Annotated in this window: 16 protein-coding genes and 1 pseudogene; 11 read left to right on the top strand and 6 right to left on the bottom strand. The window is 40.0% G+C overall.

Annotation, left to right across the window (positions count from 1 at the left end; translation table 11 throughout):
* Positions 1–83: 83 nt before the first annotated feature.
* Positions 84–881: a tetratricopeptide repeat protein gene (locus tag H6G73_RS09885; RefSeq protein ID WP_256443832.1), complete on the top strand. Its 798-nt coding sequence runs from the start codon at positions 84–86 to the stop codon at positions 879–881.
* A 67-nt stretch (positions 882–948) separates the two neighbouring features.
* Here H6G73_RS09885 and H6G73_RS09880 read toward each other — a convergent pair whose 3' ends face one another.
* On the bottom strand, positions 949–1,695 hold the full coding sequence (locus H6G73_RS09880) for a PEP-CTERM sorting domain-containing protein (protein ID WP_190603824.1): 747 nt from the start codon (positions 1,693–1,695) through the stop codon (positions 949–951).
* Positions 1,696–1,986: 291 nt separating this feature from the next.
* Here H6G73_RS09880 and H6G73_RS09875 point away from each other — a divergent pair, with 291 nt between their 5' ends.
* The 4 genes from H6G73_RS09875 to H6G73_RS09860 all read left to right on the top strand — a co-directional run bounded on the left by H6G73_RS09875 (position 1,987) and on the right by H6G73_RS09860 (position 5,877).
* Entirely contained in the window at positions 1,987–2,679 is a 693-nt protein-coding gene (locus H6G73_RS09875; protein ID WP_190603823.1) for a TIGR04283 family arsenosugar biosynthesis glycosyltransferase, read from the top strand.
* Between the two features lie 32 nt (positions 2,680–2,711).
* Positions 2,712–3,476 carry a TVP38/TMEM64 family protein gene (locus H6G73_RS09870; protein ID WP_190603822.1) on the top strand — a complete coding sequence of 255 codons (765 nt, stop codon included), beginning with the start codon at positions 2,712–2,714 and terminating at the stop codon, positions 3,474–3,476.
* Positions 3,469–4,224 (top strand): TVP38/TMEM64 family protein, encoded by a 756-nt coding sequence (locus tag H6G73_RS09865; protein WP_190603821.1) that lies wholly within the window; start codon positions 3,469–3,471, stop codon positions 4,222–4,224. Before H6G73_RS09870 ends, H6G73_RS09865 begins: the two co-directional genes overlap by 8 nt.
* Before the next feature lie 105 nt (positions 4,225–4,329).
* The gene (locus H6G73_RS09860) at positions 4,330–5,877 is read left to right on the top strand and encodes a mercuric reductase (protein ID WP_190603820.1); all 1,548 of its coding nucleotides are present in this window, start codon (positions 4,330–4,332) and stop codon (positions 5,875–5,877) included.
* 287 nt (positions 5,878–6,164) lie between these two features.
* Here the strand turns inward: H6G73_RS09860 and H6G73_RS09855 are convergent, their stop codons facing one another.
* Both H6G73_RS09855 and glpX read right to left on the bottom strand, forming a co-directional pair.
* Positions 6,165–7,451 carry a glutamyl-tRNA reductase gene (locus H6G73_RS09855; protein WP_190603819.1) on the bottom strand — a complete coding sequence of 429 codons (1,287 nt, stop codon included), beginning with the start codon at positions 7,449–7,451 and terminating at the stop codon, positions 6,165–6,167.
* Positions 7,452–7,581: 130 nt separating this feature from the next.
* A complete protein-coding gene (gene glpX / locus H6G73_RS09850) occupies positions 7,582–8,619 on the bottom strand; it encodes a class II fructose-bisphosphatase (protein WP_190603818.1) in 1,038 nt (345 codons plus the stop codon).
* Positions 8,620–8,906: 287 nt separating this feature from the next.
* Between glpX and grxC the strand changes: the two genes are divergently transcribed.
* From grxC to H6G73_RS09825, 5 genes are all read left to right on the top strand, one after another.
* The gene (grxC, locus tag H6G73_RS09845) at positions 8,907–9,218 is read left to right on the top strand and encodes a glutaredoxin 3 (protein ID WP_190603817.1); all 312 of its coding nucleotides are present in this window, start codon (positions 8,907–8,909) and stop codon (positions 9,216–9,218) included.
* 68 nt (positions 9,219–9,286) lie between these two features.
* Entirely contained in the window at positions 9,287–9,730 is a 444-nt protein-coding gene (gene tadA, locus H6G73_RS09840; RefSeq protein WP_190604047.1) for a tRNA adenosine(34) deaminase TadA, read from the top strand.
* Complete coding sequence (locus H6G73_RS09835) at positions 9,727–10,635, top strand: lysophospholipid acyltransferase family protein (RefSeq protein WP_390839549.1); 909 nt, start codon at positions 9,727–9,729, stop codon at positions 10,633–10,635. Before tadA ends, H6G73_RS09835 begins: the two co-directional genes overlap by 4 nt.
* A 106-nt stretch (positions 10,636–10,741) precedes the next feature.
* Positions 10,742–11,551: a TlyA family RNA methyltransferase gene (locus H6G73_RS09830; RefSeq protein ID WP_190603815.1), complete on the top strand. Its 810-nt coding sequence runs from the start codon at positions 10,742–10,744 to the stop codon at positions 11,549–11,551.
* A gap of 88 nt (positions 11,552–11,639) precedes the next feature.
* Positions 11,640–11,831 carry a hypothetical protein gene (locus tag H6G73_RS09825; protein ID WP_190603813.1) on the top strand — a complete coding sequence of 64 codons (192 nt, stop codon included), beginning with the start codon at positions 11,640–11,642 and terminating at the stop codon, positions 11,829–11,831.
* A 173-nt stretch (positions 11,832–12,004) separates the two neighbouring features.
* On the opposite strand, the gene H6G73_RS09820 is transcribed toward H6G73_RS09825, so the two are convergent.
* The gene (locus tag H6G73_RS09820) at positions 12,005–12,280 is read right to left on the bottom strand and encodes a Calvin cycle protein CP12 (RefSeq protein ID WP_190603811.1); all 276 of its coding nucleotides are present in this window, start codon (positions 12,278–12,280) and stop codon (positions 12,005–12,007) included.
* Between the two features lie 325 nt (positions 12,281–12,605).
* A complete protein-coding gene (locus tag H6G73_RS09815; RefSeq protein WP_190603810.1) occupies positions 12,606–14,009 on the bottom strand; it encodes an amidohydrolase in 1,404 nt (467 codons plus the stop codon).
* A gap of 275 nt (positions 14,010–14,284) precedes the next feature.
* Here H6G73_RS09815 and H6G73_RS09810 point away from each other — a divergent pair, with 275 nt between their 5' ends.
* Positions 14,285–15,907, top strand: a complete 1,623-nt coding sequence (locus tag H6G73_RS09810; protein WP_190603808.1) for an adenylate/guanylate cyclase domain-containing protein — start codon at positions 14,285–14,287, stop codon at positions 15,905–15,907.
* A 41-nt stretch (positions 15,908–15,948) separates the two neighbouring features.
* On the opposite strand, the pseudogene H6G73_RS09805 reads toward H6G73_RS09810, so the two are convergent.
* Positions 15,949–16,230 (bottom strand): annotated as a pseudogene (locus H6G73_RS09805) (hypothetical protein); the annotation flags it as partial.

Here is a 16,230-nt window from a genome sequence, read left to right as displayed (position 1 = left end):
AACTACTACTAGTATAAAATTTTATGGATAATCATCAATCAGAAATTGATCAGAAATTAACTAATGTTTTTACGCACTAAAAACTGGGAGAATTAGCAGCAGCTAAGGAATTATGTCAGCAGATTTTGCAGGTACAACCTGAACATGTTCACGCCATGTTTGTATTAGGTGTAATTTATCAAACCCAAGAAAATTTTCTAGCAGCTATTGAGATTTATGAAAAGATTTTAGCTATCAATGCCAATATAGTAGAAGTATATATATATTTAGCGGCTATAGAGATAAAACGGGGCAATATTGATCAAGGAATTATTTATAGTCAAAAATCTATCGCTTTACAACCAGACAAGGTAGATGGTTATGTAAATCTCGGTCATGGTTTACGGTTGCAAGGAAATTTAGCAGCGGCAGCTAAAGCCTATCAAAAAGCGATACAAATCAATCCTCATCTGCCAGAATGCCATGCTCTATTAGGAGTAATTTTTCAAGATTTAGGACAAATAGAATCTGCAATTTCTTATTTACAAACATCCATTGCTTTAAGTCCGAAAAATGCGTCTTTTCACAATAGTCTGGGTAATGCGCTGATCAAAAATAATAGATGTGAGGAAGCGATCGCACATTATCAACAGGCTCTAGCACTGAGTCCACATGATACCGAATTCCATTATAACCTAGCAAACGCCCTGCGAACTACCGGAAAATTAGCACAAGCGATCGCACATTACCAACAATGTCTCGATGTCATCTTTGAAAGAAAAATATCAGCAAATGTGGGAAAAATATTGTTTAGAAACTCAGAAGAATTGATATTTATATCAATCATCTATATTGGAATAAATAGAAAAACGCTACAAGTTTTCACTTGTAACGGTAAGTAAATAAAATTTATTCCGAATCTACAGAAAGTCTTAGAAATCTAACACAAGCTTTTCAAGTGTTGCGGTATTAATTAGCAGCGCGACGACGACGAGCAGCAGCCATACCAGCAGCTACTACACCTAGACCGATGATTGTAGCAGGTTCGGGAACAGGTTTGGTATTTGTTTCCGCTTTAAACAAAGAAATATGAGATAGATTTGGTTGTTTTTCGCCATTATTGAGCAGACCTAGTGTCTTCCAAGCTCCACTAGAGACTTGGTTAAAGCTGTTAAAGAAATACACTGCAAATCCGTCACTACCTTTCAAACTGATAGCAAATGGACCAGTGAGAGATGGACTAACGCTCCAGTTTCCATCTTGAGAATCTGCAAAACCATCAAAACCATTGGCACTACTACTAGTAGATTCATCTTTACCAACAAAAGACCAGTTGTAATTTACGTTGAACAAAGTGTTCAATTGGCCGAGTAATGGATTACCATCTCCCAAAACATCGTTTTGATAAGGCCAGAGAGTAGAATTGGTTTCAAACTCACCTCTACAAGCAGTTGCATTACCAAATCCATTAGCAGTGACATCGCTTAGTTGACATGTACCAGTTGTTGATGTTGAACTGCCACCACCGTTGTTACCACCACCGTTGTTACCACCGCCACCGCCGCCGCCGCCGCCGCCACCGCCGCCACCGCCGCCGCCACCGTTACCACCGCCACCACCACCACCATTAGCGAATGCTGGTGCAACTGCTGAAGTATAAACCATACCTGTGGTTAATAACGCTGAGAGCAACACTTGAACTAATTTATTTTTCATTCTCTTTTACTCCTTGACTCGGTTCGTAACTTTGTATGCGCTTTTTTCTATTTTCTGTTGTCGTTTATCTTACGTAAGAGTGCGACTACCCACAATAGAGTAAGTAGTGTTTTTACTAGGTCTTCAAACAAAGGGCAAGTAATATGAAGTAGATATAAATAACTAGAGAGAATTTCTAAATCTATAGAAAATTACTAATGATGTGAGACGAAATATTTCGAGTATTATTTATGGTTTAGAGTTATATTTTTATCGTCGATAATCATTTTCATTTGATTCAATTTTGATAAAATGCTTGCAGGCTTGACATATTGTCGAATTTCGATTATCATTCCTACTTGGAATGAAGAAAAAAATATTGCCAGAGTAATATCTGGTATCCAATCTAGTGCCAATTTAGAAATAATTTTGGTTGATGGTGGGTCTCAAGATAATACTGTCAATCTAGCTAAAGCATTAAATGTAACTGTTATTTCTTCTCCTCCCGGTCGCGCTGTACAGATGAATATAGGTGCAGCAGTAGCGAGTGGTGATATTTTGTTATTTCTCCACGCGGATACTAAATTGCCCCCTGATTTTGAGACGTTTATTCGCGCTGCACTACAACAACCGGGAGTGGTTGCTGGTGCATTTACATTGGCAATTGATGCACCCCAGTGGGGTTTGCGGTTGGTAGAATGGGGAGTAAAATGGCGATCGCTCCTTTGGCAGCTACCCTACGGTGATCAAGGTATCTTTTTGACTAAATCCATGTTTATGGAAATTGGCAAGTTTCCAGAATTGCCAATTATGGAAGATTTTGAACTGATGCAACGCTTGAAAAAACGCGGTAAAATTACTATTGTTCCTGTTCCTGTCATGACTTCGGCTCGTCGGTGGTTAAAAAAGGGTATTTTCCGAACGACCCTGATCAATCAAATTGTGATTATTGGTTATTTACTGGGAATTGCACCCGAACGAATTCGCGCTTGGTATCGTCAATAACTAAAAATTGATAACTATTTTTGGTCAAATCTATGCCACCAAATTATCAATTACGCTTAAACAAAATCATCAAATTAATTTGTTTAAGTTGTTTTGTGGTCATCGCCCTCATAGTTAGTAGAAACTGGCAGGTTTTAGAACATGCTAATCAATCTATTCTCTGGATACAAAGTTTAGGTAAATTTGCTCCAATTGTTTTTATTTTCTGCTACAATATCGCCACAATTTTATTTATTCCTGGCTCCATTATGACCTTGAAAGGAGGTTTTTTATTTGGGTTATTTTGGGGTTCAATTTATGTATTTATTGCCGCTGTTCTTGGTGCTATCTGTGCCTTCTTAATTGGTCGTTATCTATCAAGGGATTGGGTTAATAAACAGCTAGAAAAACATCCTAGATTTCAAGCCATTGATGCAGCAGTTGCCCAGGCAGGATGGAAAATAGTTTTATTAACAAGACTTTCGCCAGTTTTTCCCTTCAATTTATTAAATTATGCCTTTGGAGTTACTCAAGTATCCCTAAAAGATTATGTTTTAGGTTCTTTTGGTATCATTCCGGGGACGTTGTTGTATGTTTATATGGGTTCCCTGGTCAATAATATTTCTATGTTAGATTTAGCCAATGAATCTCAATATTCAGAGACAAAAATTTTCCAGCTGTTTATTAAAATTATTGGCTTTTTAGCAACATTAGTAGTGACCATATATATAACTAAAATTGCTCAGAAAGCCATCAATACAAAAATATCTAACAACGAATTAGCGACATTAGCGAATAGTTCTAAACGCAATGATTAGTCATCATATATTTCCAAATATATTTCCAAAAAAATGGCGGTTATTTATCTGTTTATCGTTAGCAGTAGTAATTGCTTGTATATGGACACAGGAAACAGCTTTAGCCGAAACCACCATTGATTTTACAGAAATTAATCCACAAATCTGGTTAAAACAAGTTTTACAGTGGATTGATAGTCAAGGTGCAATTGGGGCGATCGCTTTTATTTTAGTGTATATCATTGCTACAGTAGCCTTTTTGCCTGGTTCCCTCCTCACATTGGGTGCAGGAGTGATTTTTGATGTGGGTTTAGGGTCGGTTTACGTCTTTATTGGTGCGACCTTAGGTGCAACCGCAGCTTTTTTAGTGGGACGTTATTTAGCGAGAGACTGGGTAGTTAAAAAAATATCTGGTAACAAAAAATTTGCGGCCATTGACCAAGCTGTGGGGAATGCAGGTTTAAAAATTGTTTTATTAACAAGACTGTCACCAATTTTTCCCTTTAATTTATTAAATTATGCTTTTGGAATTACAGGGGTGTCTTTCTCAGATTATGTGATTGGCTCTATCGGTATGATTCCTGGTACAATTATGTATGTTTACATTGGTTCTCTTGCTACCAGTTTAGCGATGCTAGACACTGCCACTCCATCCGGTAATTCTAGTATTCAATTAGCCATGAAAATATTTGGTTTTGTAGCTACTGTCTTGGTAACAATTTATATTACTAAATTAGCAAAAAAAGCTTTAGATGCTGAAGGGTTGTAGGGTAGTAAGCTGTTGTGCATTTTAAATCCACAACAGCAAGTCAAAAGTCAAAATTCAAAGTAGAATATAATTTCTCTACAAGGGTTTCCTTTCGAGGTCGCACCAATGTCTAATGCCGAAACTGAGAGAATCATTATTCGCCCAATGGATGAGTATAATCAAAAATTGATTGCTAATGTTCATCCAGTAAATTGGGTTAATCCCCAACCTGCGGATAATTATGATTTAGTAGTGATTGGTGCAGGTACAGCAGGTTTAGTAGTAGCCGCAGGTGCTGCGGGGTTAGATTTAGGGTTAAAAGTAGCATTAATTGAAAAGCATCTCCTGGGGGGAGACTGCTTAAATGTTGGTTGTATTCCTTCTAAATCAATTATCCGTTCTTCCCGTGTGATTGGGGAAATTTGGAAGGCACAAAATTTAGGTTTAAATGTTAACAAAAATGTGGTGGTAGATTTCGCTTCAGTCATGGCAAGAATGCGACAAATTCGCGCAGGTATTAGTCCCCACGATTCCGCAGCTAGATTTAAAAAATTGGGTGTCGATGTTTTCTTTGGCAATGGTCGATTTACAAGTAAAAATACTCTGCAAGTAGAAGATACAAATATCAAGTTTAAAAAAGCTGTAATTGCTACTGGTGCTAGACCTGTAAAACCCCAAATCACAGGGATTGAACAGGTAGGTTATTTAACTAATGAAACAGTTTTTTCTCTGATTCAAAAACCGGAAAGTTTAGCTGTAATTGGCGGAGGCCCCATTGGTTGCGAATTGGCACAGGCTTTCCGACGTTTGGGTGCAGAAGTGGTTTTATTTCATAGTAGTTCCCACATTTTAAATAAAGAAGACCGGGAAGCGGCAGAAGTTTTACAAAAGGTACTCATTAAAGAAGGTATTCGTGTTGTTTTAAATTGCAAATTAGAAGAAGTCGTGACTGTGACGGAAGGAAAACGACTGTATTTTTCTGTTAATGGTCATCGAGATTCAGTGACAGTGGACGAAATTTTAGTTGGTGCAGGACGTGTACCCAACGTGGAAAATTTGAATTTAGAAGCGGTGGGAGTGGAATATGACCTCAAAGAAGGTGTGAAAGTGAATGATTATTTACAAACCACCAACCCAAAGATTTTTGCCGCAGGGGATGTCTGCATGAATTGGAAATTTACCCACGCAGCAGATGCAGCCGCAAGAATAGTGATTAAAAATGCTTTATTTGCACCTTGGGGTTTAGGAAAAGATAGACTCAGTAAGTTAGTGATGCCTTGGGTGACATATACTGACCCTGAAATTGCCCATGTAGGTATATATGCAGAGGACGCGCAAAAACAGGGAATTGAGGTCGAGACAATCAAGATACCTTTTACTAGTGTAGATCGAGCGATCGCTGATAGTGAGGAATCAGGATTTTTAAAGATTCTCCACAAAAAAGGTACGGATCAAATTTTGGGTGCCACAATAGTGGCCAGTCATGCAGGGGAAATGATTTCCGAAATCACCACAGCCATTGTCCATCAAATCGGTTTAAGTAAACTCAGTAGTGTGATTCACCCTTACCCCACCCAAGCAGAAGCAATCAAGAAAGCTGCTGATGCTTACCGTCGGACATTGTTAACTCCGAGAACTAAAAAGATTTTGGGCTTTTTAACTAAATTCTCTTGATTTTCAGTTGCTAGATAGTATAAAACCCCTCTCCGTCTTCAATATCTACTACAGATAGAGTATAGGAGTGGGGTTTGTTTGCCCCTATCATCAATTGTGGTGTCAAGATAACCGTAGACAAGGCAGTTAGGACATTAACTACAGCAGTATGGCTGCGCCACGCTGCGCGAACAGGAGTTTAAAAATTCAAGAATTAAACAGTAATGGTATGAATTATTCTGTAACTTCTGTAACTTCTGTAACTCCTGTCTTCTTCCTCTGTCACCTGCTATAGATGAACGTTTCAGTTAACTAAACTGACCGCCAGCATCTAAATTAAATAACATTTGTAGAGTTTGCATACAGCGTTGTCTGGCTTCTACATCCTGTTGGGCCCGTAACTGCACCATGGGATCATGGAGAATTTTGTTAACTATCCCCCTGGTTAACGCTTCAATTACTTCTTGATGTCTTTCGGCAAATTCTGAACCTAAGCGCGACAAAGCTTTTTCTAATTCTTGTTCGCGAATGGTTTCGATTTTATTTCTTAGGGAACTGATAGTAGAAACAGTTTCCAAACTACGCCACCACACATCAAAGGCTTCTACTTCTTCATCTAATAGCCTTTCTGCTTCCTGGGCCATTTTCCGACGGCTTTCATAATTTTGAGCTACAACCGCCTTTAAATCGTCTACATTAAAGGCTTGGACGTTGGGTAGGTCGTTGACATCTGCATCCACATTTCGGGGCACAGAAATGTCAAATAACATCAGTGAGTGAGTGGGTGCTAACACCTGTTCTAACTTGGCACGGTCAAGAATTGGCTCAGTTGCAGAGGTGCTGGTAAAGACCAAATCACTATTGGCTACCACATTCATCATCTCAGACATGAGATGGATTTGGATAGGCTGTTCTGGGAATAACTTGGCTAATTCTTCTGCCCGTGGCAGAGAACGGTTAACAATGGTAATTTGGGTTGCACCCTTAGAAATGAGGTGTTGGACTAGCAATCTGGACATCTTACCAGCGCCCAAAATTGCTACTCGATAGGGGGCTAAATTTTCTACTTTGATTTGGGCTAACTCCACAGCCGCAGAACTGATGGAAACCGCACCAGTACCAATACTAGTTTCTGTACGTACCCGTTTACCGGCTGTAATTGCTTGTTTAAATAATCGATTCAAAATGGTTTTGATGCCGCTGTATTGCTGGCCGAGTTTGTGGGTATTTTTGACCTGGGCCAAGATTTGACCTTCACCCAAAACCAGACTATCTAAGCCGGCGGCTACACGCATAACGTGCATGACAGCATCGCTATGTAACAACGTAAACAGATGCTGTCTTAAAGCAGTGACGGGAATTTTGCTGTGTTCAGAAAGAAACTGAGTTACTTCCTGCACACCCTGATGAGTTTCGCTACTCACAATGTAAATTTCCAGCCGGTTACAGGTGCTGAGGATAGAAACTTCATCAATATGAGGATAACTAATGAGATGAGCGATCGCACTCTCGGTTTGAGGTTCGGGAATACTTAATTTTTCTCTAACTTCAACTGGGGCTGTTTTATGGCTTAACCCCACCACTGCAATATTCATTTCTTAAATTGGTAATGGGTAAAGTAGGTGATCGGCGATAGGTGGTAGGGAACAGGGAACAGATAAGAGCGCAAGTTCTGGAATTTGACTTGGTTTGTCTTCCCGTCTCCCCTTCCCTAGTCCCTAATTCTTAGTGCAGTTGTACAACTTTGGGTTGTTCAACCATGTGAATAGTATCGACAAAGCGAGCAGTTTTTGATTGGCTAGAGATGACTAAGCTTTGAGTCCGTGCGCCACCGTGGAAGAAGCGAACGCCTTGCATGAGGTTTCCAGAGGTAATACCACAAGCAGCAAAAAGAACGGTTTCACCAGATGCTAGTTCATGAGCATCATAGACTTTATCAATGTCAGTAATGCCCATAGAATTTAAACGCTCTATATTGGCTTCTTTGCTTTCGCCGATCAAACCTGTTTTCACGATAGCTGGATCGTAGATCAATTGACCTTGGAAATGTCCACCCAAAGCGCGCATAGCTGCCGCAGAAATTACACCTTCTGGAGCCGCACCAATACCCATCAAAGCATGAATATTAGTACCAGCAAAACCGCAAGAAAGGGCTGCTCCTACGTCACCGTCGGAAATCAGTTGCACTCTTGCACCAGCGTCCCGAATTTCTTTAATCAAATCGTTGTGGCGCTCGCGCTTCATGACTACTACAACTAGTTCATCAATAGCACGGTCTAAACACTCGGAGAGAATTTTGAGGTTTTCTGTAGCTGATTTGTTGATGTCTACTTTGCCTTTAGCAGCTGGAGGTGCTGCGAGTTTCTTCATGTAGAAGTCGGGTGCAGCAAACAGACCGCCTTTTTCAGAAATTGCGAGTACAGCCATTGAACCAGGTTGTCCATAAGCCACCAAGTTTGTACCTTCGCAGGGGTCAACAGCGATATCGATTTCTACTAATTCATCTGGGTTACATAAGTCTTTGGCATTGGGATTAGCGCAAATACCTACTTCTTCACCGATGTAGAGCATGGGAGCGTCGTCCCGTTCTCCTTCGCCGATAACGATGCGTCCGCGCATGTAGATTTTGTTCATCCGCTCCCGCATAGCTTCTACAGCTACTTGGTCAGCAGTATTTTTTTCGCCTTTACCCATCCATTTTGCGGAGGCGATCGCTGCTTGCTCTACTACCTCAATAATCTCTAACCCAAGTGTATTTTCCACAGAGTCTGCCCTCTTGATTGCTGAATCTTGTCGTTGTTTTATCTGGCTATTTCAGTTTTCAAGTCTACCAAAGGGCGGTTACACATGGAAAAAAGACTTACCTGGGGTTTGTGTTAAGTTTTGCTGCTAAACCCCTCAAACTCTGGCTCATTCCTGGTTATGCAACTTGATCAGACTTTTGTTGTAAATGAGAAGATGATCATTAAAATTAATTTGTAGGACATGAGTTTGACTTTTCATGTCCAAAAATTTTTGTCCATAAAATTCAAATTTAATACTTAAGAAAGATGCTGCCACTGATCAATCGTCTATTGGGACGCTCCCCAGAGCGCGTTAAAGCAAATGTAGAAATTTACACTTGGCAAACTTGCCCTTTTTGTATCCGCGCTAAGATGCTGCTGTGGTGGAAGGGTGTGAATTTCACTGAATACAAAATTGATGGTGATGAAGCTGCCAGGGCAAGAATGGCAGAACGCGCTAATGGCAGGCGGACTGTCCCCCAAATTTTTATTAATAATCACCACATAGGCGGTTGTGATGATATTTATGCACTAGATACTCAAGGTCAGCTAGACCCAATGTTAGCAACACAGGTCTAGGTGATAGGGAGATGGACAACCAAACCCCTAGCCTTGACTACCCAGACTATCTGACATATCGACAATGGATGAATCACGCTCTAGAATTGGCACGGATGGCTGGTGAAGCGGGAGAAGTGCCTGTAGGTGCGGTGATTGTTGATGGTGCTGGTAACATCGTTGCTGAAGGTGAAAATAGAAAGGAGCGCGACCAAGACCCCACGGCCCATGCAGAAATCGTGGCGATTCGCACAGCCACACAAAATTTACACAGCTGGCGACTGCATGAATGCACCCTGTATGTAACTTTAGAACCTTGTCCCATGTGTGCAGGAGCGATCGCCCATGCCAGGTTGGGTAAACTAGTCTACGGAGTGGACGATACCAAAACTGGCGCGATTCGTACTGTTATCAACATCCCTGATAGTCCAGCCTCTAATCACCGACTACAAGCGCTGGGAGGTATTCTAGAATCAGCTTGTAGAGAGCAATTACAACAGTGGTTTGCCAGTCAAAGACTGAAGCAAAAATGACAGACAGAGGTGAAACTGTCCATCCAGGAAAACAAAAAATACCCAAGAAAATCTACGGTGGAATTAGTGAAGTTTGCGTTGCATTTTACCACCAACCAGCAGCCGCTCTAATGACAGAATTTATTACTGCTTCTAGCATCTATCCATCCAAATTAACAGGTAAAACAGTAACTTCTCCTGTTGCTGAAAGTACCTCCCATGTCTCTCCTTGGTTAAGCCCTATTTTGTATTTTTTAGGACGTTATCTAGTCCTACCATGCTTTTTTCGGCGAATTCATGTAATTGGCCAAGAAAACATTCCCAGAACAGGCCCTGTCATCCTCGCACCTACCCATCGTTCGCGGTGGGACTCCTTAGTTTTACCCTACGCTACCGGCCGTTTCATTACAGGTCGAGATATGCGATTTATGGTGACTAGCAGCGAGTGTAATGGCATACAAGGCTGGTTTGTGTCACAGATGGGAGGTTTTGCCGTCAACCAGAAACATCCAGCGATCGCTACTCTCCGTCATGCGGTAAATTTGATGTTACAAAAAGAAATGCTAGTTATTTATCCCGAAGGAGGTATTTTTCAAGATGGCAATGTGCATCCTTTAAAACAGGGAGTAGCCCGCATTGCTTTAAGTGCAGAACATAATCACCCTGATTTAGGTATCAAAGTAATACCCATCACCATCAACTACAGCCAACCCTGTCCTACCTGGGGTGCAGATGTGATGATTCAAATTGGTGAACCTATTCAAGTCTCAGACTACAACAGTGGTCATCTTAAATTAGACGCTAAACGTCTGACAGCAGATATAACCCATCAATTGCAACAATTAAATAGCAAATCTAGTATCATGTTCCGTCAGTTTTCAGTGACTGAATTTCCTAATTCTCGATTGCAGACTGAAAAGCCGTAAGTATCCTCAAAGCAGTTATTCGTCACACCATCCCCAAAAGCTGGTGAATCAATCAGAAATTATCTATCATGCTTAAATCCGATTTTCATCAGGGGAGTCACATTCATTGGTTAAGCAGCGATTAGATACTTTATTAGTAGATTTAGGTTTATGTCCATCCCGTCAACAAGCACAAAGGCTAATTCAAGCCGGAGAAGTCTTGGTTAATCAACAGGTGATTGACAAACCTGGAACCGAAATAGATATAGCAGCACAAATATTAATTAAAGAACGTCCACCCTTTGTTTCTCGCGGTGGAGAAAAACTAGCCAAAGCTTTAAAATTCTTTTCTATTTCCGTCTCTGAACGCATTTGTTTAGACGGAGGAATTTCTACAGGTGGTTTTACAGATTGTTTACTACAAGCTGGTGCCAGTCAAGTTTACGGTGTAGATGTGGGTTATGGTCAAGTTGATTGGAAAATCAGAAATGACCCCAGAGTAATTTTAAAAGAACGTACCAATTTACGCGAATTACAACCAGAGCAATTATATGCAGATGGGGCAAGATTGCCTGATTTAGTAGTCGTAGATGTATCTTTTATTTCCTTAACTAAAGTTTTACCAGCAGTATGGCGCTTGACTCAAGCACCGCGAGAGGCAGTTTTATTAGTCAAACCACAATTTGAGGTTGGTAAGTCCCGTGTGGGTAAAAAAGGGGTAGTACGTGACCCGAAAGACCATGCAGATGCAATTTTTCAAGTATTACAAGCAGCCCTCGATTTAGGATGGAAATATCAAGGTTTAACTTGGTCTCCCATTACCGGGCCCGCTGGAAATATTGAATATCTGTTATGGCTAGGAATGGAAAGTACAGCCTCACCAACTAACTTAGAAAATATTCAAGAAATAACGCTGACAGCAGTTCAGAAGCTATGAAAAAATAAATAAAATGACAATATTCTCACCCAAGCTATTGTAATCTTGTCATTAATTTCCTACGGGTAGACGGAAGAAGTTGCAGAATATGTTTACCGTCAAAATACATTTAATTGTTGGAATTGGTGATGTTATCCTGTTGGTATTTTATACAGAATCGGACTGTTGGCAATTCCGGTTAATCACGGCTGGTGGTTCAGTGTTTGGAGAACGCAGGCTTTACTTCACCCCGGAAGCAGCGGAAAAAGCAGGACGGGAATGGATTTATCAGGGATATTAGGGAATATTGATAGCTATAGCAGGTGACAGAAAGAGAGGGGGAGTAGGAGAGGGGGAGTAGAGTAGAGGGGGAGGAAAAAGAAAATATTCGTCCTTGTATCCCTTGTCTAGGGCTATATAAAAAAGTCTCTCCGCATCTTGGCGTGAGACTTGATCATAGAAAGATTGAATAATTTAAACGTCGTATATCAGACATTCAAGCGCTTCTGGGTACATTTCGCAATAAATATCTAAGTCTGTTTTGCGGTGTTTGGCTTGTTTTTGCAGTTCTTTTTCAGCTTGTAATTCTTCGACAATTTCCCAAGCTTCCAAGCAATTGGATGATTCTTTGCCTTCTAAATCACAAGTAGCGCGTGCCTGTACTATTGCTGTTAAAATTGTTTGCTCAATAGTTTTTTGACCAGTTTTGTAGTCATTAATTGTGGTTTTAATTTCGTCTATGGTGGTCATGGTCATTTCACCTGTGATAGTTGGATAAAATAGTAATCATAATTTTTACTTGTGCTGCCTAACCCAATAGGTATTTCCTGCTTTAGAGATTAATTGACTAAAGCATTTATACCGGAGATTTATTAGCAATTGGTGTTAATTCAGCTTTTTCAAAATTAACAATTCAAATTTGTTTTTTTCGTAATTATATATACGTTTTATCCTGATATCAGGTGTCCATGACATAATAAATAAAGAGTTCAGGTGTTCAGTAGGGATATTTTGAAACCTGAAATCTGTTGTTTTACATAATGCAGATTGGCAACAAATCAAAAACCAAGACCAATTAATTCGACAAATCCATAACTTTTCGATAATGAGGTTCTATTTTCTTCGCATTTGGTGATTGTCCTTTATTCTCCCATTGGCTACGTTGAAATAACTCTTGCTTTAACTCATCAACATTCAACGTTGTTAATTGTCCATTACTGACAATTTCTCGACCCTTCACCCAAGCACTATGAACAGCGTTGGTGGTTCTTCCTAAAACTAATAGACCAATGGGATCTGTGCGTGGTAGTAATGACAAATTAGTTAAATCATACATAACTAAATCTGCTGCCTTGCCAACTTCCAGAGAACCAAGTTGATTTGCTATATTTAGTCCTGTAGCTCCTCCCAAGGCTGCCATTTCTATGGCTTTTCTCGGTGTAATCCAGTTTTGATAATCAAAGTCTGTAATGTTGTGTAAAATTGAACCAATTTTAATGGCTTCTAATAAATCTTGGGAATCATTACTAGATGCACCATCACAACCAAAGGTAACATTTACTCCTGCCTGAAGATATTTGAGCACTGGGGCAATGCCACTACCTAAGCGTAAATTACTTAATGGGTTGTGAACGACTGTAGATTTAGTTCTGGCCAGGATATTAATATCATTATCCGTTAACCACACACAATGAGCCAAGCTAGTGCGATCGCTCAAATAACCAATCTCCTCTAAATGTGCCACCGCAGTACAACCATACTTCTCCTGGGCTAGTTTTTCCTGGGCCTTGGTTTCCAGTAAATGGGAGTGACGACAAAGGTTGTAACGATTGCTTAACTCAATACACCCTGTAAATAAGGCATCTGTACACAACTGTATCCCTGTTGGTGCAACTAAAATATTCACTCCCCCCTCTGGACAATGAAATTGTTGCACTGCCTCCTCAATAATGGCTAATGTTTCCCCTGTAGAGCGAAAATAAGACTCTTGACGGGGTTGTGAACCTCCTGAAGGCATCCCCGCAATCAAAGATTCGTCTTGAATCAAAGGTGCGATAAAAGCCCTAATGCCCACTTCTTTATAGGCCCTGACAGCCGTAGCAATAGTTTCTAACTCCTGTCCCGGAATTAACACTAAATGGTCTACTACACTCGTCCCCCCCGATAATAGGGTTTCTGCAGCAGTTCCCAAGGCACTCAAATAAACTTTTTCTACATCCAGAGGGGCAAAATCATATAATTCTGCCAACCATAACTCTAGGGGATACATGGAAACCATACCCCGTAACCACATTTCCGAGGAGTGGGTATGAGCATTAAAAAAGCCAGGTAATAACAGCTTATTTGTGCCATCTATGGCTTGACCAATGACATCTAGATTTGTAGCGATCGCCGCGATTTTCCCATTCACAACCTGTATATTTGTAGTTGTGTAACTGTCTGTAACAGGAATTAGAACATTTTGGATCGTAAAGTTCATGATGCTTACATGGTTTATACTTCATTACTTCATGAGTAGCATTTGAGTCGAAAAAATTCAAAAATCTCCATATATTTCAGAGGAGGGAGTGTTTGTTTAACTACATCCCAGAGTTAATAGATTACTTTTTGCCACCATCAATATAAAATTTAGTAATATTTACTACAGCTTAGTTATCCTGATGACGTTACAAGTTTCACAAACAGTTTAGATTAGGATCTAAGCGTAATCACAGATGCTTAATTCCTAACTAGCAGTATGGATATAGTAAACTCATGACTGAACTGACACTTCTACTGAGAGAAGAAACTACTGAAACCGAAGTTTCCGTTGAACAAGAAGTATTTACTATCGGTCGTTTACCAGAATGTGATTTATTTTTACCTTTTGGCGGCGTATCCCGTAATCATGCCCGCATCGTCAAGACAGCTGATGGTGTGTGGACGATAGAGGATATGGGTAGTAAAAATGGCACCCAAGTTAATCAAAATTTAGTCACCTGCGCCCAAGAGTTGCGGGATGGTGATGTTATTTGGTTAGGTAATATCAGTTTAGTAGTCATGCTCAGAGGTAGGGGTGAAAAATCTTCAACACAGTATGCACTACCTTTAGAATCTATTTATAATAAACAAAGAACTATTTTTAGAGACGTTGAGCAGTTGCAGCGTTTGTGGATAGACGCAAACCCCGTTAATGGAACTGATAACAATAAAGACCAGACTATTGCTCGTCTTAAGGATTTGGTAGATATTGCCAAAAATCTCTCAGCTGCTGCATCTATTGAAGAAATTTTTTTACAAGTTCAACAAGTAGTTTTTCGTTACCTAGATAGTATTGACCGTTTAGCATTATTAATTGATCTCCATGGTACTGGTAATTTAGAATTAATTAATTCAGCCACCAGAAATTTATCAGAACAGCAATATTTAGCGGCTGATGGTAGTTGGATTAGTCGCAGCATTTGTCAAAAAGTTTTTGCTGATAAAGTCGCAATTCAAAGTGCTGATACCCAAGCTGATGAAAGATTTTCCAGTGAGCAAAGTATTTTAGTCAAAGGCATTCGTAGTGCTATGGCTGTTCCCTTATGGGATGAAAATAAAGTCATTGGTGTTCTTTATGCTGATGCTCAACTTTCTTCTTATCACTGGGCTAATGAAGGTGAAGAAGAACTGAGCTTTTTCTCAGCTTTAGCTAATATTGTTGCCTCTAGTGTGCAACGTTGGATTCTCGCCCAAAAATTACAAACAGAAGAAGTAATTCGTCATCGTTTAGAACGATATCATTCTCCTGCGGTTGTGCAACAATTAATATCAGTTGGTGGTTTACCTGATGGACGTTTACCACCTGATGAAAATGAAATTAGTATTTTATTTGCTGATTTAGTTGGTTTTACTGCTATTTCTGAACGACTCACACCCACTGAAATTGCCAAATTACTCAACAATTTATTTGAGGAAATGTTGCAAGAAGTGTTTGCCTATGGTGGCACTTTAGATAAATATATTGGTGATTGTATTATGGCCTTTTTCGGTGCGCCTGAACCACAGATAGACCATGCTGAACGTGCTGTTGCTGCCGCGAAAGGAATGCTCACACGTCTTAAACACCTCAATGCTAATAACTTTTGGCAGGAGGCTTTGCAACTGCGTATTGCCATTAATAGTGGTAAAGCTGTGGTTGGTGATGTTGGTAGTTCCCAACGGGTTGACTATACAGCATTAGGGGCAACCATTAATTTAGCTGCACGTATGGAAGCTATATGTCCTCCAGGGGAATGTGTAATTAGCGAAGTTACCTATGGACTACTATCAAAACCATCAGATTTTCACGACATGGGGGACTATCGATTTAAAGGTATTGATAGGTTAGTTAAGATTTATCAAACAACTATGCAGTAGTAGTTGGTAGGTCAATGAAAATTATGGTGAACTCATCTTTACTATTGAGAATATCCACCACAACTAGGAGGAATAAAACGAGGTTTTTGCAAAGTAGTTTTGGGTACTTCTGCTGTTAAAATCACCTGACCATTAGCTGTGACTATCCAACCTTGCGCTTGTTGAATTAATTTGTGATTAATTACTTGAGAAATATCAGTTTGCTGCTGCGGCTTCACAACCACAGAAACTTTATTTTCATTGTCTCCACGATTTACCCACTCAACTAACCCTGGTGCATTAGCAATTACATCCTGAGAATCAGCCGGTAAACCACCCTTACC

The sequence above is a fragment of the Richelia sinica FACHB-800 genome, assembly GCF_014698825.1.
In the GTDB taxonomy this organism is placed as follows: domain Bacteria; phylum Cyanobacteriota; class Cyanobacteriia; order Cyanobacteriales; family Nostocaceae; genus FACHB-800.
This window is presented reverse-complemented; position numbering and strand designations above follow the sequence as displayed.